Below are 21,200 nucleotides of genomic sequence, written 5' to 3'. Positions count from 1 at the left end.
GTTTCAGCAAGAAGGGTTACCGGACAAAAAACACTGAGCAGTCAGCGTTTGCCCATCGAACGACGGGTGCCGGGAGGCGCTGCGCCGGGGGTCTTGGTGTGGCCGTTCTTGGCGCCGTTCTTGTACCAGGGCTGGCTGGCGGTCTTCGCGGCGGCCAGTTCACCCGGTTTGAACGGGAATTTGAACGCCGGGATCACGGCTTTGGTTTCGCTGTCTGCGCTGGAGTCGACGCTGTCTGGCAGGTCTGCCTGGTCGTCGCTCAAAGCGTCGGCAACCGGCGGTTGTGTCGGGGAAGTCATGAAAGCTCCGGGTGATGCAAAAGAGTCGGGCCCGGTCAGCGAGCCGCGAAAGGCGGCAGTATACCTGTGTCGGGGGCGACAGGCTTCACGTGGAGAGTGAGTCCGTCGGGTTTTGTGTTGGCCGGTCTGACGCCATCGCCAGCAAGCCGGCTCCTACAGGGGTTCGCGGTGTACTTTGTAGGAGCCGGCTTGCCGGCGAAGGCGTCAGTTCAGTCACCACATATCCCAAACTGACAGCGCCGTCAGTTAGCAGTCACCTTCCTGACCGGCGAACAGGTTTATAAAGGAAGGTATAACCCTGACAAAATTCCGTCCTCCCAGCCCCGGCGCCCCACTCGCATGCGAATTCAGAAAAAACCCGCCCTGCTCGCCGCCCTCCTGATTGTCCTGGCAGCGCTGGGCGTGTGGTACGCCACCAAACCGGCCACGGCCAGACTCGCCGCGCCCACGGCGATCCCGGTTCGAGTGGTCAACGTCGCCGAAAAAGACGTCCCTCGTTACGTCAGCGGCATCGGCTCGGTATTGTCTTTGCACAGCGTGGTGGTACGTCCGCAGATCGACGGCATCCTCACCAGAATCCTGGTCAAGGAAGGTCAACTGGTGAACAAGGGTGACTTGCTCGCCACCATCGATGATCGCTCGATCCGCGCCAGCCTGGATCAGGCCCGCGCACAGCTCGGCGAAAGCCAGGCGCAGCTGCAAGTGGCGCTGGTCAACCTCAAGCGTTACAAACTGCTGAGCGTCGACGACGGCGTATCCAAACAGACTTACGACCAGCAACAAGCGCTGGTCAACCAGCTCAAAGCCACCGCCCAAGGCAATCAGGCGTCGATTGACGCCGCTCAGGTGCAGCTTTCCTACACACAAATTCGCTCCCCGGTCAGCGGTCGCGTGGGGATTCGTACGGTGGACGAAGGCAACTTCCTGCGCATGACCGACACCCAAGGCTTGTTCACGGTGACGCAGATCGACCCGATTGCCGTGGAGTTTTCCCTGCCACAGCAAATGCTGCCAACCCTGCAAGGCCTGATCAACGATCCGGAACACGCCCAAGTGAAGGCCTACATCGGTGCCGACACCGACGGCGAAACCGGCAACCTGCTGGGCGAAGGCCACCTGACCCTGATCGACAACCAGATCAACGCCAACACCGGGACCATCCGCGCCAAGGCCGAATTCAACAACCCCGGGCAGAAACTGTGGCCGGGCCTGCTGGTGACGGTAAAAATTCAGACAGCGCTGGAAAAGGATGCGCTGGTGGTGCCGCCCACCGTCGTACAACGAGGCCTCGATCAACACTTTGTGTACCGGGTCAAAGGTGACAAGGTTGAAACCGTCCAGGTGCAGATGGTCTATCAAGGCAGCGGTCAGGACATCATCAAAGGCGTGAAACCGGGCGACGTGCTGGTCAGCGACGGTCAGTCGCGCCTCAAGCCCGGTTCGACGGTCCAGGTGCTGACTGACCCCGCGCAAATGGTGCAAACGGAGTCGAAACCATGAAGGGCCACGGCTCGGTTTCTGCGTGGTGCATCGATCATCCGGTGGCGACGATCCTGCTGACGTTTGCCCTGGTATTGCTCGGCGTCATTGCGTTCCCACGGTTGCCCATCGCGCCGCTGCCGGAAGCCGAATTCCCGACCATCCAGGTGGCCGCGCAATTGCCCGGCGCCAGCCCGGAAACCATGGCTTCCTCGGTGGCCACGCCGCTTGAAGTGCAATTCAGCGCCATTCCCGGCGTGACCCAGATGACCTCGAGCAGCGCCCTCGGTTCGACCAACCTGACCCTGCAATTCACCCTCGACAAAAGCATCGACACCGCCGCGCAGGAAGTGCAGGCCGCGATCAACACCGCCGCCGGCAAACTGCCCAAGGACATGCCGAACCTTCCGACCTGGCGCAAGGTCAACCCGGCCGACAGCCCGGTGCTGATTCTCAGCATCAACTCGACCCTGATGCCCGGCCCCGAACTCAGCGATCTGGTGGAAACCCTGCTGTCCCGTCAGATCAGTCAGATCGACGGTGTAGGCCAGATCAACATCACCGGCCAGCAACGTCCGGCGATTCGCATTCAAGCCTCGGCAGACAAACTGGCCGCCATCGGCCTGACGCTGGCGGACATTCGTCTGGCGATCCAAAACACCAGCCTCAACCTGGCCAAAGGCGCGCTGTATGGCGAGTCGAGCATCTCGACGCTGTCGACCAACGATCAGTTGTTCCACCCCGAGGAATACAGCCAACTCATCGTTTCCTACAAGGACGGTGCACCGGTTCACCTGAAAGATGTCGCCAAAGTCGTCAACGGTTCGGAAGATGCCTACGTGCAAGCCTGGGCCGGTGACAAACCCGGCGTGAACCTGGTGATTTCCCGGCAACCGGGGGCCAACATCGTCGAGACCGTGGATCGCATTCAGGCCGCCCTGCCCGCTCTCGAAGCGATGCTGCCGGCGTCGGTGCAAGTCAAAGTGCTGGTTGACCGGACCCAGACCATCCGCGCCTCGTTGCATGAGGTGGAAGTCACCCTGCTGATCGCGATCATGCTGGTGGTGGCGGTGATGGCGCTGTTCCTGCGTCAGTGGTCGGCGACGCTGATCGTGTCGGCGGTGCTGGGTGTGTCGCTGGTCGCCAGTTTTGCCCTGATGTACATCATGGGCTTCAGCCTGAACAACCTGACACTGGTGGCGATCGTGGTGGCCGTGGGGTTTGTGGTCGACGATGCGATTGTCGTGGTGGAGAACATTCACCGACACCTGGAGGCCGGCGACGGCATGCGCGAGGCGGCGATCAAGGGCGCCGGCGAGATTGGTTTTACTGTGGTCTCGATCAGTTTTTCGCTGGTGGCGGCGTTCATTCCGCTGCTGTTCATGGGCGGCGTGGTCGGGCGGCTGTTCAAGGAATTCGCCCTGACGGCCACGTCTACGATCATGATTTCAGTGGTGGTGTCGCTGACGTTGGCGCCGACCCTCGCCGCGCTGTTCATGCGTGCGCCGGTGCATCACGCCCACAGCAAAAAAACCTTTGGCGAACGCTTGCTGGCCGGCTACGAAAAGCTCCTGCGCCGCGCCCTCGCCCATCAGAAATTGATGATCGGGGTGTTCGGCATGTCCCTGGCCCTGGCCATCGCCGGCTACATCTTCATTCCGAAGGGTTTCTTCCCGGTGCAGGACACCGGTTTTGTCCTCGGCACCACCGAAGCCGCCGCCGATATTTCCTACGGCGACATGGTGAAAAAACACCTGGCGATGGCGGAAATCGTCGCGGCAGATCCGGCGGTCGCGGCGTTTTCCCACTCCGTCGGTGTGTCGGGCAGTAACCAGACCATCGCCAACGGCCGCTTCTGGATTTCCCTGAAAAAACGCAGCGAGCGCGACGTCTCGGCCAGCCAGTTCATCGACCGCATCCGTCCGCAACTGATGAAAGTCCCGGGCATCGTGCTGTACCTGCGCGCCGGCCAGGACATCAACCTCAGCTCCGGCCCGAGCCGCGCGCAGTACCAATACGTGCTCAAGAGCAACGACGGCGCGACCCTCAGCACCTGGACCCAGCGCCTGACCGAAAAACTGCGCGCCAACCCGGCGTTCCGCGACATTTCCAACGACCTGCAACTGGGCGGCAGCATCACCCACATCAGCATCGACCGCAGCGCCGCCGCGCGTTTCGGCCTGACCGCCAGCGATGTCGACGAAGCGCTGTACGATGCGTTTGGCCAGCGGCAGATCAACGAATTCCAGACCCAGATCAACCAGTACAACGTGATCCTGGAACTGGACACCAGGCAACGCGGCAAAGCTGAAAGCCTCAATTATTTCTACCTGCGCTCGCCACTCAGTGGAGAAATGGTGCCGCTGTCGGCGCTGGCGAAATTCGATGCGCCGACGGTTGGCCCGTTGTCCATCGCCCACGACGGCATGTTCCCGGCCGCCAACCTGTCGTTCAACCTGGCGCCCGGCGTGGCGCTTGGCGATGCGGTGATCATGCTCAACCAGGCCAAGGCCGAGATCGGCATGCCGGCCGCCATGAGCGGCAACTTCCAGGGCGCGGCCCAGGCGTTCCAGAGTTCGCTGGCCAGCCAGCCGTGGCTGATTCTGGCGGCGCTGGTGGCGGTGTACATCATTCTCGGCGTGCTCTATGAGAGCTTCGTCCACCCGTTGACCATCATCTCGACGCTGCCCTCGGCGGGGCTCGGGGCGGTGATCATGCTGTGGATTTGCGGCCAGGATTTTTCGATCATGGCGCTGATCGGGCTGGTGCTGCTGATCGGTATCGTGAAGAAGAACGGCATCCTGATGATTGACTTCGCCCTCGACGCCCAGCGCAACCGTGGCCTGCCGCCGGAAGAGGCGATTTTCCAGGCCTGCATCACGCGGTTCCGGCCGATCATCATGACCACCCTCGCCGCCCTGCTCGGCGCACTGCCGCTGATGCTCGGCTACGGCACCGGCGCCGAACTACGCCAACCATTGGGGATCGCGGTGGTCGGCGGCTTGCTGGTGAGCCAGGCGCTGACGCTGTTCACCACTCCGGTCATATACTTGTGGCTTGAGCGGCTTTTCCATCGGCACTCTCTCCCACCAGCGCCCGCACCGATGCCGGTGCTGGCGACCACAGACTGAGGCGGGGTCATGCGCGTTCTAATTATCGAAGACGAGGAAAAAACCGCGGACTATCTGCACCGTGGCCTGACGGAACAGGGTTACACCGTGGACCTGGCGCGGGACGGCGTTGAAGGCCTGCACCTGGCGCTGGAAAGCGACTACGCGGTGATCGTCCTCGACGTGATGTTGCCGGGCCTCGACGGCTTCGGCGTGCTGCGCGCCTTGCGTGCGCGCAAACAAACCCCGGTGATCATGCTCACCGCCCGCGAGCGTGTCGAAGACCGCATCAAAGGCCTGCGCGACGGCGCCGACGATTACCTCGGCAAACCGTTTTCCTTCCTCGAACTGGTGGCGCGCCTGCAAGCACTGACCCGGCGCAGCGGTGGCCATGAACCGGTGCAAGTGAGCATCGCCGACCTGTGGATAGATTTGATCAGCCGCAAGGCCACCCGCGCCGGCACGCGTCTGGACCTGACCGCCAAGGAATTCTCGCTGCTCAGCGTGCTGGCCCGCCGGCAAGGGGAAATCCTCTCGAAAACGGCGATTGCGGAAATGGTCTGGGACATCAATTTCGACAGCGACGCCAACGTCGTCGAAGTCGCGATCAAACGCCTGCGCGCCAAACTCGACGGGCCGTTTGACGAGAAACTGCTGCACACGATCCGTGGCATGGGTTATGTGCTGGAGAGCCGTGGTGTCCAGTAATTCGATTGCCCTGCGCCTCAGTGGAATGTTCACGCTGGTGGCGCTTTTGGTGTTTCTGCTGATCGGCTGGGCGCTCTATCAGCAGGTCGACAAAGGCCTGGGTTTGCTGCCCGAAGCCGAGCTGGACGCACGTTACAGCGTGCTCGAATCTACCGTCGGCCGTTACGGCACGCCCGAGCATTGGGTGAAGATCAACAACAAGCTCAAGCTGCTCGGTGAAGAAGACAAACGCATCAGTTTCTGGATCACCAGCGGCGATCCGCACTACGAATATGGCAACCTGACGCCGCAGATCCGCGCCTTCGCCGAAGGCCCGCTGGGCATGCGCGATTTGCAACTGCCGGGCCAGCCTTATCCAATGAAAGTGCTGGTCAGCCAGTTCCCGGCCAAGGATCAACGCCCGCCGCTGCGCTTTATGATCGGCATCGACACCGAGACGTTTTTTCAAACCCAGCATCATCTGCTGATTGCGCTGATCAGCCTGGCGATTATCGGCGTGCTGCTGGCTTCGGCACTCGGTTATTGGGTGGCGCGGATCGGCCTCAAGCCGTTGATCAAGTTGTCTCAGGAGGCTCAGCGCCTGGCACCACCGTTGCGTTCCGGGCGTTTGCGCTTATCGTCGTTGCCGCCGGAGCTCAATCAGTTCGTCAACTCGTTCAACTCCACCCTGGAACGGGTCGAACAGGCTTACTCGCGGCTTGAGTCGTTCAATGCCGACGTCGCTCATGAACTGCGCTCACCGCTGACCAATCTGATTGGTCAGACCCAGGTTGCGCTGACGCGCGGGCGTTCGGCGGAACACTATTTCGAAGTGCTGCAATCGAATCTCGAGGAGCTTGAGCGACTGCGTTCGATCATCAACGACATGCTGTTCCTCGCCAGTGCGGATCAGGGCAGCAAGGCCACCAAACTGACGTCTACCTCGCTGGCGGATGAAGTGGCGACGACGCTGGAGTATCTGGATTTCATTCTTGAAGACGCGCAGGTTCAAGTGCAGGTCCGTGGCGATGCGCAGGTACGGATCGAGATCGCGCATCTGCGCCGGGCGTTGATCAACTTGCTGAGCAACGCGGTGCAACACACCGAGCCCGGACAGGTGATTCAGGTGCAGATCGACGTCGAGGACCATCAGGTGAGCATCGGCGTGGCAAACCCCGGTGCACCGATTGCCAACGAACATCTGCCGCGATTGTTCGAGCGCTTCTACCGGGTCGATGCGTCGCGCAGCAACAGTGGCAACAACCACGGCCTGGGGCTGGCGATCGTCAAGGCGATTGCGTTGATGCACGGCGGGGATGTGTTTGTGCGCAGTGACCACGGCATGAATACCTTCGGTATTCACCTTCCTGTCTGACAGACCTGAAAATCTCGCCCGACGCCCCCCCTGTAGGAGCTGGCTTGCCAGCGATGGCGTCTTCGAAAACAGCGCAAAACTGAAGTCCGATCGCCAGCAAGCTGGCTCCTACAAATCGGTGATCTTTGCTTATCCCGCAACAGTCCTTTATTGAATTGGCTCTGTTTCCCATCGGCCAGGATCCTTATCTTTGCGCCACCAAACAGCACTTGCCAAGCAAGAAGGTTTTAAAGATGTCCAACACTATGGGTATTGCCAGCGCTTTCGTTTTGTCCTCTTTGTTCCTCTCCCCGTTCGCCATGGCTGAAGAGTCGCAGTCCTTCGTCGCACACAATGCAGCGCGCGCTGCAGCGTTTGAAGAACATCAGAGCGAAATGACGGCCAAGGCGCAGGACGCTGCGCAAACCCCTCAAGCGTCGACCATTCAGGCCCAGCCACGGGTTGAGAAAGATAGCTGATCGCTCACATCGCTCTATTTCCCTCGACACTTTTCATTGGCTCTTCCTGTTGAAAAGTTGTCTTCAAAGCCGCTGCTATCAGCGGCTTTTTTTTGTTGTGGTTCAAATGCTGTCCGGTTCGTCTTCCCTGACAAGAAACATCCCGCACTTCAAAACAATGAAGTGTTCAGTAGACCCAAGGAGCTGTACCGCTAGTGCGTTTCCCTCAAAGATTCAACCCGCTGTTCATTGCAATCGTCGTAACGATGCCGATCAACGCCAAGGCAGCCGATCAAGAAGGTTTTGTCGAAGGTTCAAGCCTCAACCTCAATGCCCGCAACTACTACATGAACCGTAACCGCCTGCAGCAGGCGGACGACAACATTGAATGGGGCCAGGGTTTCCTGGGGGTCTTCGAATCGGGTTTTACCGAAGGCACCGTCGGTTTCGGTCTGGATGCCCACGCCATGCTCGGGCTCAAGCTCGACGGCGGTGGCGGCACCGATAATTCGAGCATCCTGCCGGTCGGCGATGGAAACGGCAAAGCGCCGGGATCGTTTTCGACGGCGGGTGGCACGCTGAAAATGCGCGCCTTCGATACCGAGTTGAAGGCCGGTGACCTGTTTCTCGCCAACCCGGTGATCGCCGGCGGCGAGACGCGCATGCTGCCGCAGACCTTTCGCGGAGTCAGCTTGACCAATCACAGCTTCGACGGCTTTCTGATCGAAGGTGGCCAGGCGAGTTTCACCAAGCCCTACAACCAAAGCGGTCATACGCGCATCGGCACGTCCTATGGCAGCCTCGCCGAGGGCGACGAAAGCCAGCACCTGAACTGGGCCGGCGTGGCCTGGAGCGGCCTGCCGGGGTTGACCAGCAGCCTTTACGCCGCCGAACTCAAGGACATCTGGAACCAGTATTACTACGACCTGGATTACACCTACGCGCTGAACGAACGGGTCAGTCTCAATCCGGGCCTGCACGTTTATCACACGCAGGACACCGGCGATGCGCTGCTGGGCAACATCGACAACAACACTTACAGCCTGCATTTCACCGTCGGCGTGGGCAATCACAGCGTCACCGCCGCTTACCAGCGGGTCAACGGCAACACGCCGTTCGACTACATCAACCAGGGCGACAGCATTTTTCTCGACAACTCCCAGCAGTATTCCGACTTCAATGGCCCGAATGAACGCTCGTGGAAACTCAAGTACGCCTACGACTTTATCGGACTCGGCCTACCCGGCCTGACCTCGGCAGTGTCTTACTCCCGGGGCGAGCTGGACCTGACCAAGGTTGACCCGCAGAGCCGCGGTTATGCGTCGTGGTACAGCGCCGACGGCAAAAATGCCAAGCACTGGGAGCGTGACATTGATCTGAAGTACGTGATCCAGGGCGGCAAGGCCAAGGATCTGTCGGTACGCATGCAATGGGCCACCAACCGTGGCGGCAAGGGCTACGGCGCGCTGGATCAAGACACCGACGAATACCGGCTGATCGTCGACTACCCGCTGAATGTCTTCTAAGCTTCGCTGAGCAAAAGGCCAGCATCTTTTGCTGGCCTTTTTTTTATCCGGCCTTTATACAAGCCCTCTGGACGCGACCGGTTTCTGGGACTCTGCCCGACTCTTGTAAAAAACGTTCATAACACCTTATTTGCAGAAGCCAGAACCATGAGTGTGAGCAGTGTGAAATCTCAAGATCCAATCGGGTCGACACGATCGGAGCGACTTCTGATTCTCGGCAGTGTGCTGTTGGTGATTGCGATACTCAGCATCGTGACGTTTCTGCTGATCCGTGAGCGCGCCAACGCCGAATTGTCCGCCGCTCGCGCCGCCAACAACATCGTGCAATTGATCGACGCCGACGTGCTGCGCAATGTCGAACTCTATGATATTTCCCTGCTGGGCTTGATCGCCGCCTCCCGGCGAGAGGATCTCAAGAGCGTATCTCCAGCCATTCGCCATATGGCCTATTTCGACCGCGCCACTGCCGCGCCGTACAAGGGCAATATTTTGTTGCTCGACAACAAGGGCGACGTGATCGCCGACTCGGCTTCGGTGGAGCCCAGGCAAGGCAACTACGCCGATCGCGAATACTTTCAATCTCACGTGAACAACCCGGACCCGGGCATGTTCATCAGCCCCCCCTTTAGAGCCAGGTCGCCCGAACAGGATTGGCGTATCAGTTTCAGTCGACGGCTGAGCGGCTCCCAGGGTGAGTTTCTGGGAGTAGCCGAAGCCGCCATGCGCTTGAGTTACTTCGATCAGTTGTTCAACAGTTTGAGCATAGGCCGCGATAGCACGGTCAATCTGATCAGCAAGAATGGGATTCTCCTGGCCCAGCAACCACGCCTGGCCGAAGAGCTGATTGGCAAGGATTTCAGTAATCGCCCCAATTTCCAGCGCATCGTCAAAGAAGGCAATGGCAGCTTCACCAGCATGTCCGATCGATACCGTGACAAGCGTCTGTACACCTTTTCCAAGGTCGGAAATTTGCCACTGATCGTCATCGTTGCGCTGTCCAGTGATGAAGTTTTTGCGGCCTGGAAGCGCACGGCAGTGGTGGTCAGCTCTGCAACCGTAGCCTTGTGCGTAAGCCTGCTGTGGCTGACGTGGTTGCTACGCCGTGAATTGCGCCGGCGTCACAACGCCGAACACGAGCTGGCACAACTGGCCGCCACCGATGCCTTGACCGGCGTGGCCAACCGCCGAACGCTCGATCAAACCCTGCGCCATGAGTGGTTTCGCGCGCAACGCTCCGGCAAATCGCTGTCGGTGTTGATGATCGATGCCGACCACTTCAAAGCGTTCAACGATCAACATGGCCATCAGGCGGGTGACGATGCGCTGCGGGCACTGGCCAAGGTGATCACCGAGAATGTGCGGCGACCGACGGATCTGGTCGCCCGCTACGGGGGGGAGGAGTTCTCGGTGGTGCTGGCGGAAACGGACAGCGCAGGCGCGCGGCAAATTGCTGAACACATTCGGTCTGCGGTGGAACAACTGCCGTTTGTGGCGGGCGTGGAATCGCCGATTACTGTCAGTATCGGCATCAGTACCTGGACTTCGACCACCGATACCAGTCTTGAACAGTTGCTGTTTGCGGCGGACAAAGCGCTGTATCAGGCCAAGGAAAGTGGGCGCAATCGGGTGGTGGCTACGGAGTGAGATCTTCGCTGTAGCGGCCGGCCTCTTCGCGGGCAAGCCTCGCTCCTACAAGTGCAATGCGTACCCTGTAGGAGCGAGGCTTGCCCGCGAAGGCGTCATCACTACCACCGCATAACCTTCCCGCAGGCATAAAAAAAGGCCACCCGAAGGCAGCCTTTAAAAACTAGAGAGGTTTTTACTTACACCGCCGCAACCGGACGCATGTAAGAGATCGGTGCAGTGCTGGCGTCTTCGAAAGTCACGACTTCCCAAGCATCTGGCTGCTCAATCAACTTGCGCAGCAGCTGGTTGTTCAATGCATGTCCGGACTTGAAGCCCTTGAACTCACCAATCAGGCTATTGCCCAGCAGGTAGAGGTCACCAATTGCATCGAGGATCTTGTGCTTCACGAATTCGTCTTCATAGCGAAGGCCGTCTTCGTTCAGTACACCATCCGCGTCGACCACAATAGCGTTTTCAACGCTGCCGCCGAGTGCGAGGTTGTGCTTGCGCAGGTACTCGATGTCACTCATGAAACCAAAGGTACGGGCGCGGCTGACTTCTTTTACGAACGAAGTGCTGGAAAAATCCACGCTTGCACTTTGTGTGCGGTTACGGAAAACCGGGTGATCGAAATCGATCTCGAAACTCACCTTGAAGCCTTCGAAAGGGACGAAAGTGGCGCGCTTGTCGCCGTCTTCCACTGTCACTTCCCGCAGGATCCGGATGAACTTCTTGGCTGCGTCCTGTTCTTCCAGGCCGGCCGATTGAATCAGGAATACGAAAGGTCCAGCGCTACCATCCATGATCGGGACTTCGGACGCGGAGAGCTCGACGTAGGCGTTATCGATGCCCAGGCCGGCCATGGCCGAGAGCAAGTGCTCAACCGTGTCCACTTTCACGTCACCGTTGACCAGCGTCGTCGACATAGTTGTCTCGCCGACGTTGGCAGCACGAGCCGGGATCTCGACCACTGGATCGAGGTCGGCACGGCGAAAGACGATTCCGGTGTCGATCGGTGCAGGCTTGAGGGTCAGGTATACCTTCTCCCCAGAGTGCAGACCTACACCGGTGGCACGGATAATATTTTTCAGTGTGCGTTGTTTAATCATGGCTTGGGCCGCTTCAGCGCAAATTGCGAACTGGTATCAACAAAGGCTGGCGATGATAGCAGACCAGACCTTTGCTGAACACCAATCACCTTCATAGCCCTGATACATTCCATTAATCGGCCTGACGACGCAGGAAGGCCGGGATGTCCAGGTAGTCCAGATCATCTTGCGGATTCATCTTCGCGGCAGTCGCAGCACCGGCCTGAGCCTGGTTGCGCATGACGGTCGGACGGTCCAGGTCACGGTAGTTCACCGCTGGAGCTTCCTGACGAGCGGGAGCCGATTGTTGCGGTTGCGGCGCCATGGAAGTGTGAACGGTATTGTCGATGACCTTCACAGGCTTCTCGATTTTCGCGCCCAGACCGGTGGCAACGACTGTTACGTGCAGCTCGTCGCGCATGTCTGGATCGATAACGGTACCGACCTTGACCATCGCGTGCTCGGAAGCGAAGGCTTCGATGATGCTACCCACGTCGGAGTACTCACCCAGGGACAGGTCAGGACCGGCGGTGATGTTCACCAGGATGCCGCGTGCACCTTGCAGGTTCACGTCTTCCAGCAGCGGGTTGCGAATGGCCGCTTCGGTGGCTTCGCGTGCACGGTTCGGACCGCTGGCGCAGCCAGTGCCCATCATCGCCATGCCCATTTCGCTCATCACGGTACGGACGTCGGCGAAGTCGACGTTGATCATGCCCGGACGCTTGATGATGTCGGAGATACCGCGAACGGCACCGGCCAGTACATCGTCTGCCTTGGCGAAAGCCGACAGCAGGCTGGCGTCTTTACCGAGGATGGTCAGCAGCTTCTCGTTGGGAATGGTGATCAACGAGTCGACGCTTTCCGACAGCAGGCGGATGCCTTCGTCAGCCAGTTGCATACGCTTGCGGCCTTCGAACGGGAACGGACGGGTCACCACCGCAACGGTGAGGATCCCCATTTCCTTGGCCACTTCAGCAATGATCGGCGCAGCACCGGTACCGGTACCGCCGCCCATGCCGGTGGTGATGAACACCATGTTGGTGCCCTGCAGGACTTCGGCAATGCGCTCGCGATCTTCGAGAGCGGCCTGACGACCTACTTCAGGGTTGGCGCCGGCGCCGAGACCTTTGGTCACGCTGGTGCCCAGTTGCAGGATGGTCCGCGCGCTGATGCTCTTCAACGCCTGGGCATCAGTGTTGGCGCAGATGAATTCAACGCCTTCAATGTTGCTCTTGACCATGTGATTGACAGCGTTGCCGCCGCCTCCGCCAACACCGATAACCTTAATGACCGGGCTTGCGGGGATGTTGTCTACGAGTTCGAACATTTTCCCTCTCCTTTGATTCTCTAGTTTTTTCGCCTACTGCCTGTATCTACAACGGTGCTGCGGTAATTCTTCAGAAGTTGCCTTGTACCCAGCTCTTGATGCGATCGAGCAAGGCGGCTTTCGGTTCGTCATTGCTGTAGCTGTCGCGGCTGCTGATGCCCGAGAACGAAATCCCGTCGGACTGCTTCTGCAGGCCGTACATCAACAGGCCGACGCCGGTGGAATAAATCGGGTTGCGCACCACGTCGTCGAGACCCTTCACGCCATGCGGCACACCCAGGCGGACCGGCATGTGGAAAATCTCTTCGGCCAGTTCGACCGCGCCTTCCATCTTCGACGTACCACCGGTCAGCACGATGCCGGCCGGGATCAGGTCTTCGTAGCCACTGCGACGCAATTCGGCCTGAATCAGCGTGAACAGCTCGTCGTAACGCGGCTCGACCACTTCGGCCAGGGCCTGGCGGGACAGCTCGCGCGGTGGACGGTCGCCAACGCTCGGGACCTTGATGGTTTCACCGGCACCGGCCAGCTTGGCCAGGGCGCAGGCATAGCGAATCTTGATTTCTTCGGCGTACTGGGTCGGGGTGCGCAACGCCATGGCGATGTCGTTGGTCACCTGATCGCCCGCAATCGGGATCACCGCGGTGTGACGGATCGCGCCTTCGGTGAAGATCGCGATGTCGGTGGTGCCGCCGCCGATATCCACCAGGCACACGCCCAGCTCTTTCTCGTCGTCGGTCAGTACCGAGTACGCGGACGCCAGTTGCTCGAGAATGATGTCGTCGATTTCCAGACCGCAGCGACGCACGCATTTTTCAATGTTCTGTGCGGCGTTGACGGCGCAGGTGACCACGTGGACCTTGGCTTCCAGACGTACGCCGGACATGCCCAGAGGCTCACGCACGCCTTCCTGGTTATCGATCACGTAATCCTGCGGCAGGGTGTGCAGCACGCGCTGGTCAGCCGGGATTGCCACAGCCTGGGCGGCGTCGAGAACGCGCTCAAGGTCGGCGGAGCTGACTTCGCGATCACGAATCGCCACGATGCCGTGGGAGTTCAGGCTGCGGATGTGATTGCCGGCCACGCCGACGAACGCCGAGTGGATCCGGCAACCAGCCATCAGCTGCGCTTCTTCGATGGCGCGCTGGATCGATTGCACGGTGGACTCGATGTTCACCACCACGCCTTTTTTCAGGCCGCGGGACGGATGAGTGCCGATCCCGACGATTTCCAGCGTGCCGTCGTCCGAGACCTCGCCTACCAGCGCCACCACCTTGGAGGTGCCGATATCGAGACCGACGATCATTTTGCCGCTTTGCACGTTTGCCATGGGTCCTGCCTCTCTTAATTCTTCGCGACAGCGGGTTGGGCTGTCGTAGGCGCTACAGGTTCCCGCCAGCCAACAGCGAGGCCGTTGGCGTAGCGCAGATCGATGCGCGCAATGTTCGTAATCTGTTCTTTAAGCGTCTTGTCGTAGATGGCAATGAAGCGGCGCATCTTTTCCACCAGGTTGCCGCGGCCCAGCAGCAGTTCGATCCCCGGGCCCGAACTGCCGGCGCCGGTGGTCAGGAACCAGCTGCCTCGTTCACGCAACTCCAGGCGTGCAATCGAGAAGCCCAACGGCCTGAGCATCTGGCTCAGCACCTGGTATTGCTGCATCACTTGCTGCTGAGCCCGTTGTGGGCCGAACAGCTGTGGCAAGTGTTCGTAGTTCGCCAGCTCACGCGGGGTGAACGCCTGACCCTGGTTGTTCAACAGCGATTCATCGCCCCAACGGGCCACCGGCAGTTGTTCTTCCAGGCGGATCACCACTTGATCCGGCCACACCCGACGCACTTCGGCATGGGCAATCCATGGCATCTGTTCCAGCTCGGTGCGCATGCTCGCCAGGTCGATGGTGAAGAAGCTCGACGCCACGTACGGGGCGATTCGCTGCTGCACCGCTTGCTGGCTGATGTAACTCAGGTCGCCCTGCACCGCGATCTTGGTGATTGGCCGGTCGGCGTACGGCAGCAAACGCTGTGCGCCTTCGTAAGTGCCAAACCCCAGTGCGACCAGCAGCACTGGCCAGAACAGGCTTTTCAGAAAACCAAAATTGGCTTTCGGCAGGCGCGCAGACATCGGCTCTTTGGCCACCATTCGGCTGGCACCCCGCGGCACCGGCTTGCGGCCGGGTGCTGGAGGGGGCTGATGTCTTAGCTGTGCGCCTTGCATGGTCTTACCCTCGAACCTCAACACTGGCGGCCAGGATCGCCAGGACCAATTGCTGGAAATCCAGACCGGCGGCACGGGCCGCCATCGGGACCAAACTGTGATCGGTCATGCCCGGTGCGGTGTTGACTTCCAGGAACCAGAACTGCCCGTCGGCGTCCTGCATCACGTCAGCCCTGCCCCAACCGGCGATACCCAGCGCCTCACAGGCTTTCGCCGTGAGGTCCATCAGTTCTTTTTCCTTGTTGCTGTCGAGGCCGCACGGGATCCGGTACTGGGTATCGGAGGCCACGTACTTGGCGTCGTAGTCGTAGAAACTGTGTGTCGTGCCCAGGGCAATCGGTGGCAACACCTGGTCACGCAGGGTGGCGATGGTGAACTCCGGACCTTGAATCCATTGCTCGACCAACACTTGCGAATCGTAGGTACTGGCCGCTTTCCACGCGTCGATCAACTCGGGCGCGGAAGTCACTTTGGCCATCCCGATACTTGAACCTTCATGGGCCGGTTTGACGATCAAAGGGAAGCCCAGTTCCGTCGCCGCCGAAATACAATCGGCCTCGGAACTCAGTACCGCGTGGCGTGGCGTCGGAATGCCGAGGCTGTGCCACACCTGCTTGGTGCGCAGCTTGTCCATGGCCAGTGCCGACGCCAGAATGCCGCTGCCGGTGTACGGAATGCCCAGGCATTCCAGCAGGCCTTGCATGCTGCCGTCTTCACCGCCACGACCGTGGAGAATGATGAACGCGCGGTCGATTTTCTCGTTGAGCAAACGCTGCAACAGGTCATCACCGACATCGAGACCGAACGCGTCCACACCGGCGCTTTGCAGCGCTGCGAGAACCGCATTGCCCGACTTCAGGGAAACTTCACGCTCCGCACTCTTGCCGCCGAACAGCACGGCAACGCGGCCGAAATCTTTCGGCGCGACAGTGGAGACGAGGTTGGCGTAAGCAGCAGTCATTTCAACTTCCCCACGCTTGGCGCGGCAACGGCGCCAGCGAACAACGGACTCTTCAACAGTTTCGGTGCGAGACCGCCGATATCACCGGCGCCCTGGCACAACAGGATGTCGCCGGCACGCAGCAGCGGCTTGACGACAGGCGCGAGATCGACACCGCGCTCGATGTAAATCGGGTCGAGCTGACCGCGCTGACGGATGCTGTTGCACAGCTTGCGGCTGTCGGCACCCGGGATCGGCTCTTCGCCGGCCGGATAGACTTCCATCAGCAACAGCACGTTGGCGTCGGCCAGTACATTGACGAAATCGTCGTACAGGTCGCGGGTGCGGCTGTAACGGTGCGGCTGGTAGACCATCACCAGGCGGCGCTCCGGCCAGCCACCACGCACGGCCTTGATCACGGCCGCGACTTCGGTCGGGTGGTGACCGTAGTCGTCGACCAGCATTACGCTGCCGTCTTCGACCGGCAGTTCGCCATAAACCTGGAAGCGTCGGCCGACACCCTGGAACCCGGACAGGCCCTGGACGATGGCTTCATCGCTGACGCCCTCGTCGGTGGCGATGCAGATGGTGGCCAGCGCGTTCAGCACGTTGTGGTTGCCCGGCATGTTCACCGAGACATCCAGCGGTTCGCGGTCAGGACGCAGCACGGTGAAGAAAGTCTGCATGCCCTGCTGACGCACATTGATCGCGCGCACATCGCAGTCATCGCCGAAGCCGTACGTGACGACCGGACGTTTGACCTGCGGCAGAATTTCACGCACCACCGGATCGTCCAGGCACACCACCGCCAGACCGTAGAACGGCAGGTTGTGCAGGAACTCGACGAAGGTTTTCTTCAGTTTGTTGAAGTCACCGTCGTAGGTCGCCATATGGTCGGCGTCGATGTTGGTAACCACGGCCACCAGCGGCTGCAAGTGCAGGAAGCTGGCGTCGCTTTCGTCGGCTTCGGCGATCAGGTAGCGGCTGGTGCCGAGCTGGGCATTGGTGCCCGCGGCATTCAGACGACCACCGATGACGAACGTCGGATCGAGGCCACCGGCAGCAAATACCGAAGCGATCAGGCTGGTAGTGGTGGTTTTGCCATGTGTACCGGCGACGGCGATGCCGTGGCGATAGCGCATCAGCTCGGCCAGCATCTCGGCACGCGGCACCACCGGAATACGGCGTTCAAGCGCAGTGGCGACTTCCGGGTTGGAGGTGTTCACCGCACTCGATACCACCAGCACGTCGGCGGCAGCGGCGTTCTCGGCACGGTGGCCGATAAAGATCTGGGCGCCGAATGATTCGAGACGCTCGGTGACCGGCGAAGCTTTCAGGTCGGAACCGGACACTTCATAGCCCAGGTTCAGCAACACTTCGGCGATCCCGCACATGCCCACGCCGCCGATACCGACGAAGTGGATACGACGGATGCGGCGCATTTCCGGGTGCGGCATGGCTTTCTGATTCTCAACCATGGGCCACCTCCAGGCAGGTATCGACCACGTTACGGGTCGCATCGGGTTTGGCCAGGCGGCGTGCCGCAGTGGCCATGTCGGTGAGTCGTTGTGGTTGCATCAGGACCTCTGTCAGGCGTGCGGCTAGATCCGCTGCGCCAGTCGTTCTTTGCGGCATCAGGAAGGCAGCGCCTTCACGGGCCAAATAATCGGCGTTGCGGGTCTGGTGATCGTCGATCGCGTGGGGCAAAGGCACCAGCATCGAGGGCAGACCGGCGGCAGCCAGTTCACTGATGGTCAGCGCGCCTGCGCGGCACACCACCAGGTCGGCCCAGCCATAGGCGTGGGCCATGTCTTTGATGAAAGGCTGCACTTGCGCCTCGACGCCAGCCGCGCGATAGCGCTCTGCAGTCACTTCATCGTGGTTTTTCCCTGCCTGATGGAACACGTCCGGGCGCAGGTCGGGGGCGACGTGCGACAGGGCTTCAGGCAGTAATTTGTTCAACGGTTCTGCGCCCAGGCTTCCGCCGAGGATCAGCAAACGCGCCTTGCGACCAGCCAGGGCAGGTCGCGGTGTGTCGAGGAACAGCTCGGTGCGCACCGGGTTACCGGTGGTCCGTCGGCTGTCCGACAGGGTAAAGGTGTCGGGGAACGCTTCACAGACTCGGGCGGCCAACGGCACCAGCAACCGATTGGCGGTACCGGCCACGGCGTTCTGTTCGTGAACGATCACCGGCACGCCGGCCAGTTTGGCTGCAACGCCGCCAGGACCGGTCACATAACCACCGAAACCAACCACGCACACCGGCCGCAACTGGCGAATGATCGCCCGCGCCTGCCAGACGGATTTGAGCAACATCAACGGCGCCTTGAGCAGGGACAACTTGCCCTTGCCGCGCAGACCGCTGGCGTTGATCCGGTGCAGCTCGATGCCGGCTATCGGCACCAGGTCATTTTCGATACCACGCGGCGTGCCAAGCCAATGCACGGTGTAACCGCGGGCCTGGAACTCGCGAGCGCAAGCCAGTGCCGGGAACACGTGTCCGCCGGTGCCGCCTGCCATGATCAATACGTTAGCGCCCATGGGTCGGCTCCTCGGCGAAGTCGCTCTCATGGAACTCCATCTCCTCACTGCCCAGGTGGGTTCGACTCTCCCACTCAATGCGCAGCAACAAACCGAGACAGGCACAGCAGATCACCAACGAACTGCCGCCATAACTGAGGAACGGCAAGGTCAGGCCTTTGGTTGGCAGCAGGCCGACGTTCACCCCGATGTTGATCAGGAACTGACCAATCCACAGGAACGACAGACCGTACGCGATATAGGCAGCAAAGAACTGCTTGGCCTTTTCGGCCCAATAACCGATGTACATGCCGCGAATACAGACAAAGACGAACAGGGCCACGGTGCACAGGGAACCCACGGCACCCAGTTCTTCGGCCAGAACCGAGAACACGAAGTCGGTGTGGGCTTCCGGCAGGTAGAACTGCTTCTGCACGCTGTTGCCCAGACCTACGCCCAGCCATTCGCCGCGACCGAACGCGATCAATGCTTGCGACAACTGATAACCGGCGCCGAACTGGTCGGCCCACGGGTCGGCAAAGTTGGTCAGACGTGCCATCCGGTATGGCTGCACCTGAATCAACAACACCACCGCCGCAACCGCCAGGACCACCATCAGAGAGAACCGGAACAGCCCGACTCCGCCAAGGAACAGCATCGCCGCAGCCGCGCCCATCATCACGACGGTGGCACCGAAGTCCGGTTCCATCAGCAACAGGCCCGCCATCGGCAGCAGCACGATGAACGGCTTGAAGAAACCCATCCAGCTTTCACGCACTTCTTTCTGGCGACGCACCAGATAACCGGCGAGGTAGATCACCACGAACACCTTGGCAATCTCGGAAGGCTGAACGTTGAAGAAACTGAAACCGATCCAGCGCATCGAACCGTTCACTTCACGGCCGATCCCCGGGATGATCACCATCACCAGCAAGCCGAACGCACCGATCAGCATCAGCCAGCCCAGGCGTTGCCAGGTGGCGATCGGAATCATCATGGTGACGATGCAGGCAGCCAGGCCCAGCACCACGTAGATCAAGTGGCGAGTCATGTAGTACAGGGCACTGCCCGACTGCACGGCCCCCACTTCGGTCGAAGCCGAGGCGATCATGACCAGTCCGAGGCCGATCAAGGCCAGGCAACCGGCAAGCATCGGAAAATCGAGGTCGATGCCGCGCCCGGTGATGAGCGGCGAAGGAAACGGCTTGATGATGTTGAGCAGGCTCATGCCAGATCCTCCACTGCCTGGACGAACTGGTGACCACGGTCTTCGTAATTCTTGAACATGTCGAAACTGGCGCAGGCCGGCGACAACAACACCACGTCGCCCGGTTGCGCAGCGGCGCGGCATTGCTGCACAGCTTCGACCAGCGAAGCAGCGCGGATCAGCGGCACGGCGTCGCCAATGGCCTCACCGATCTTGTCGGAGTCGCGGCCCATCAGGATCACGGCGCGGCAGTTGGCCGCCACCGGATCACGCAGATCATTAAACTCGGCACCCTTGCCGTCGCCACCGGCGATCAGCACGACCTTGCCGTCGATGTCCGCGCCCAGGCCTTCGATGGCGGCCAGTGCGGCGCCGACGTTGGTGGCTTTGGAATCGTTGTAGTAGCTCACGCCGTCCAGGTCACGAACCCACTGGCAGCGATGTTCGAGACCGGCGAACGTGCGCAGGCTCGACAGCATGGCGTCGAACGGCAGGCCGACCGCGTGGCCCAGGGCCAGCGCCGCCAGGGCATTGGACTGATTGTGGGCGCCGCGAATTTTCAGCTCGCGCACCGGCATCAGATTCTGGAATTCGAAGGCGAGGTATTTCTCGCCGTCTTCTTCGCGGATACCAAACGCCTTGAAATCGGGTTTGCTCAAACCGAAGGTCCAGCAGGGCTGACCTTCGCCCATCAACGGACGGCTCAGGGCGTCCTGACGGTTGACCACGAACTGCCTGGCACCACGGAAGATCCGGTGCTTGGCCAGGTGATAGGCCGGCAGGCCGCTGTAGCGGTCCATGTGGTCTTCGCTGACGTTGAGCACGGTCGCCACTTCGGCGTTGAGCTGGTCGGTGGTTTCGAGCTGGAAGCTCGACAGTTCCATCACGTACAACTCGATGTCATCACGAAGCAGGTCCAGCGCCGGCGTGCCGAGGTTGCCTCCGACAGCGACGCGCTTGCCGGCCGCAGCTGCCATCTCTCCCACCAGCGTGGTCACGGTGCTTTTCGCATTGGAACCGCTGATGGCGACAATCGGCGCCTTCGCGTTATGCGCGAACAGCTCGATGTCGCCGGACAACTTCACGCCACGAGCAGCGGCGGCCTGCAGGGCCGGGGTCGCCAGCGCCAGACCAGGGCTCACGTAGAGCTCGTCGGCGCGGCACAGGAATTCGACGTCCAGTTCGCCACAACGCACTTCCACGTGCGGATAGTCACGCTTGAGCGTGGCCAGTTCCGGTGGATTTTCCCGCGTATCGGCCACGGCAAACGACGTGCCCCGGTTCGCCAGGAAGCGAACCAGGGACATGCCGCTCTTGCCGAGGCCGACAACGATGCGGAAGTGGTCAGAAGCGATCAGAGACACG

At 60.6% G+C, this 21,200-nt stretch carries 17 protein-coding genes; 7 read left to right on the top strand and 10 right to left on the bottom strand.

Features of this window, described 5'->3' with window-relative positions:
• Positions 1-41: 41 nt before the first annotated feature.
• Positions 42-299, bottom strand: a complete 258-nt coding sequence (locus KGB24_RS28235; protein ID WP_223415086.1) for a hypothetical protein — start codon at positions 297-299, stop codon at positions 42-44.
• A 339-nt stretch (positions 300-638) separates the two neighbouring features.
• Here KGB24_RS28235 and KGB24_RS28230 point away from each other — a divergent pair, with 339 nt between their 5' ends.
• The 7 genes from KGB24_RS28230 to KGB24_RS28200 all read left to right on the top strand — a co-directional run bounded on the left by KGB24_RS28230 (position 639) and on the right by KGB24_RS28200 (position 10,557).
• Positions 639-1,799, top strand: coding sequence for an efflux RND transporter periplasmic adaptor subunit (locus tag KGB24_RS28230; RefSeq protein ID WP_008032295.1), 1,161 nt, complete (start codon positions 639-641; stop codon positions 1,797-1,799).
• A complete protein-coding gene (locus KGB24_RS28225) occupies positions 1,796-4,909 on the top strand; it encodes a multidrug efflux RND transporter permease subunit (RefSeq protein ID WP_223415085.1) in 3,114 nt (1,037 codons plus the stop codon). Before KGB24_RS28230 ends, KGB24_RS28225 begins: the two co-directional genes overlap by 4 nt.
• Positions 4,910-4,918: 9 nt before the next feature.
• Positions 4,919-5,596: a heavy metal response regulator transcription factor gene (locus tag KGB24_RS28220; protein WP_007916978.1), complete on the top strand. Its 678-nt coding sequence runs from the start codon at positions 4,919-4,921 to the stop codon at positions 5,594-5,596.
• Complete coding sequence (locus KGB24_RS28215; protein WP_223415084.1) at positions 5,586-6,950, top strand: heavy metal sensor histidine kinase; 1,365 nt, start codon at positions 5,586-5,588, stop codon at positions 6,948-6,950. The genes KGB24_RS28220 and KGB24_RS28215 overlap by 11 nt, the downstream gene beginning before the upstream one ends.
• Before the next feature lie 233 nt (positions 6,951-7,183).
• Positions 7,184-7,408: a hypothetical protein gene (locus KGB24_RS28210; protein WP_008032290.1), complete on the top strand. Its 225-nt coding sequence runs from the start codon at positions 7,184-7,186 to the stop codon at positions 7,406-7,408.
• Positions 7,409-7,602: 194 nt separating this feature from the next.
• The gene (locus tag KGB24_RS28205) at positions 7,603-8,913 is read left to right on the top strand and encodes an OprD family porin (protein ID WP_223415082.1); all 1,311 of its coding nucleotides are present in this window, start codon (positions 7,603-7,605) and stop codon (positions 8,911-8,913) included.
• Between the two features lie 147 nt (positions 8,914-9,060).
• Positions 9,061-10,557 (top strand): sensor domain-containing diguanylate cyclase, encoded by a 1,497-nt coding sequence (locus tag KGB24_RS28200; RefSeq protein WP_223415081.1) that lies wholly within the window; start codon positions 9,061-9,063, stop codon positions 10,555-10,557.
• A 179-nt stretch (positions 10,558-10,736) separates the two neighbouring features.
• Here the strand turns inward: KGB24_RS28200 and lpxC are convergent, their stop codons facing one another.
• From lpxC to murD, 9 genes are all read right to left on the bottom strand, one after another.
• On the bottom strand, positions 10,737-11,648 hold the full coding sequence (lpxC, locus tag KGB24_RS28195) for a UDP-3-O-acyl-N-acetylglucosamine deacetylase (protein WP_008025989.1): 912 nt from the start codon (positions 11,646-11,648) through the stop codon (positions 10,737-10,739).
• Positions 11,649-11,760: 112 nt separating this feature from the next.
• On the bottom strand, positions 11,761-12,954 hold the full coding sequence (gene ftsZ / locus KGB24_RS28190) for a cell division protein FtsZ (protein ID WP_008025988.1): 1,194 nt from the start codon (positions 12,952-12,954) through the stop codon (positions 11,761-11,763).
• Positions 12,955-13,024: 70 nt separating this feature from the next.
• On the bottom strand, positions 13,025-14,284 hold the full coding sequence (ftsA, locus tag KGB24_RS28185) for a cell division protein FtsA (RefSeq protein WP_008025987.1): 1,260 nt from the start codon (positions 14,282-14,284) through the stop codon (positions 13,025-13,027).
• Positions 14,285-14,298: 14 nt separating this feature from the next.
• A complete protein-coding gene (locus tag KGB24_RS28180; RefSeq protein ID WP_008025986.1) occupies positions 14,299-15,168 on the bottom strand; it encodes a cell division protein FtsQ/DivIB in 870 nt (289 codons plus the stop codon).
• A gap of 4 nt (positions 15,169-15,172) precedes the next feature.
• Positions 15,173-16,129 carry a D-alanine--D-alanine ligase gene (locus tag KGB24_RS28175; protein WP_008025985.1) on the bottom strand — a complete coding sequence of 319 codons (957 nt, stop codon included), beginning with the start codon at positions 16,127-16,129 and terminating at the stop codon, positions 15,173-15,175.
• Entirely contained in the window at positions 16,126-17,586 is a 1,461-nt protein-coding gene (gene murC, locus KGB24_RS28170; protein ID WP_008037298.1) for a UDP-N-acetylmuramate--L-alanine ligase, read from the bottom strand. The genes KGB24_RS28175 and murC overlap by 4 nt, the downstream gene beginning before the upstream one ends.
• Positions 17,579-18,649 carry an undecaprenyldiphospho-muramoylpentapeptide beta-N-acetylglucosaminyltransferase gene (gene murG / locus KGB24_RS28165; protein WP_223415080.1) on the bottom strand — a complete coding sequence of 357 codons (1,071 nt, stop codon included), beginning with the start codon at positions 18,647-18,649 and terminating at the stop codon, positions 17,579-17,581. Before murG ends, murC begins: the two co-directional genes overlap by 8 nt.
• Positions 18,639-19,856, bottom strand: coding sequence for a putative lipid II flippase FtsW (ftsW, locus tag KGB24_RS28160; RefSeq protein WP_008025980.1), 1,218 nt, complete (start codon positions 19,854-19,856; stop codon positions 18,639-18,641). Before ftsW ends, murG begins: the two co-directional genes overlap by 11 nt.
• On the bottom strand, positions 19,853-21,199 hold the full coding sequence (gene murD / locus KGB24_RS28155; RefSeq protein ID WP_223415079.1) for a UDP-N-acetylmuramoyl-L-alanine--D-glutamate ligase: 1,347 nt from the start codon (positions 21,197-21,199) through the stop codon (positions 19,853-19,855). Before murD ends, ftsW begins: the two co-directional genes overlap by 4 nt.
• Between the last annotated feature and the right edge of the window lies 1 nt (position 21,200).

The organism is Pseudomonas sp. BF-RE-25 (assembly GCF_019956105.1).
Taxonomy (GTDB): Bacteria; Pseudomonadota; Gammaproteobacteria; order Pseudomonadales; family Pseudomonadaceae; genus Aquipseudomonas; species Aquipseudomonas migulae.
Note: the sequence above shows the minus strand (reverse complement) of the source record. Positions and strands in the feature narration are given on the sequence as shown.

What these genes read in the sequence shown, in the direction of transcription:
- KGB24_RS28220 (WP_007916978.1), top strand. Translation starts at nt 4,919, where the DNA reads ATGCGCGTTCTAATTATCGAAGACGAGGAAAAAACCGCGGACTATCTG.
- KGB24_RS28225 (WP_223415085.1), top strand. Translation starts at nt 1,796, where the DNA reads ATGAAGGGCCACGGCTCGGTTTCTGCGTGGTGCATCGATCATCCGGTG.
- KGB24_RS28235 (WP_223415086.1), bottom strand. Translation starts at nt 299, where the DNA reads ATGACTTCCCCGACACAACCGCCGGTTGCCGACGCTTTGAGCGACGAC.
- KGB24_RS28210 (WP_008032290.1), top strand. Translation starts at nt 7,184, where the DNA reads ATGTCCAACACTATGGGTATTGCCAGCGCTTTCGTTTTGTCCTCTTTG.
- KGB24_RS28175 (WP_008025985.1), bottom strand. Translation starts at nt 16,129, where the DNA reads ATGACTGCTGCTTACGCCAACCTCGTCTCCACTGTCGCGCCGAAAGAT.
- KGB24_RS28200 (WP_223415081.1), top strand. Translation starts at nt 9,061, where the DNA reads ATGAGTGTGAGCAGTGTGAAATCTCAAGATCCAATCGGGTCGACACGA.
- ftsZ (WP_008025988.1), bottom strand. Translation starts at nt 12,954, where the DNA reads ATGTTCGAACTCGTAGACAACATCCCCGCAAGCCCGGTCATTAAGGTT.
- ftsW (WP_008025980.1), bottom strand. Translation starts at nt 19,856, where the DNA reads ATGAGCCTGCTCAACATCATCAAGCCGTTTCCTTCGCCGCTCATCACC.
- murC (WP_008037298.1), bottom strand. Translation starts at nt 17,586, where the DNA reads ATGGTTGAGAATCAGAAAGCCATGCCGCACCCGGAAATGCGCCGCATC.
- KGB24_RS28180 (WP_008025986.1), bottom strand. Translation starts at nt 15,168, where the DNA reads ATGCAAGGCGCACAGCTAAGACATCAGCCCCCTCCAGCACCCGGCCGC.
- lpxC (WP_008025989.1), bottom strand. Translation starts at nt 11,648, where the DNA reads ATGATTAAACAACGCACACTGAAAAATATTATCCGTGCCACCGGTGTA.
- ftsA (WP_008025987.1), bottom strand. Translation starts at nt 14,284, where the DNA reads ATGGCAAACGTGCAAAGCGGCAAAATGATCGTCGGTCTCGATATCGGC.
- murG (WP_223415080.1), bottom strand. Translation starts at nt 18,649, where the DNA reads ATGGGCGCTAACGTATTGATCATGGCAGGCGGCACCGGCGGACACGTG.
- KGB24_RS28230 (WP_008032295.1), top strand. Translation starts at nt 639, where the DNA reads ATGCGAATTCAGAAAAAACCCGCCCTGCTCGCCGCCCTCCTGATTGTC.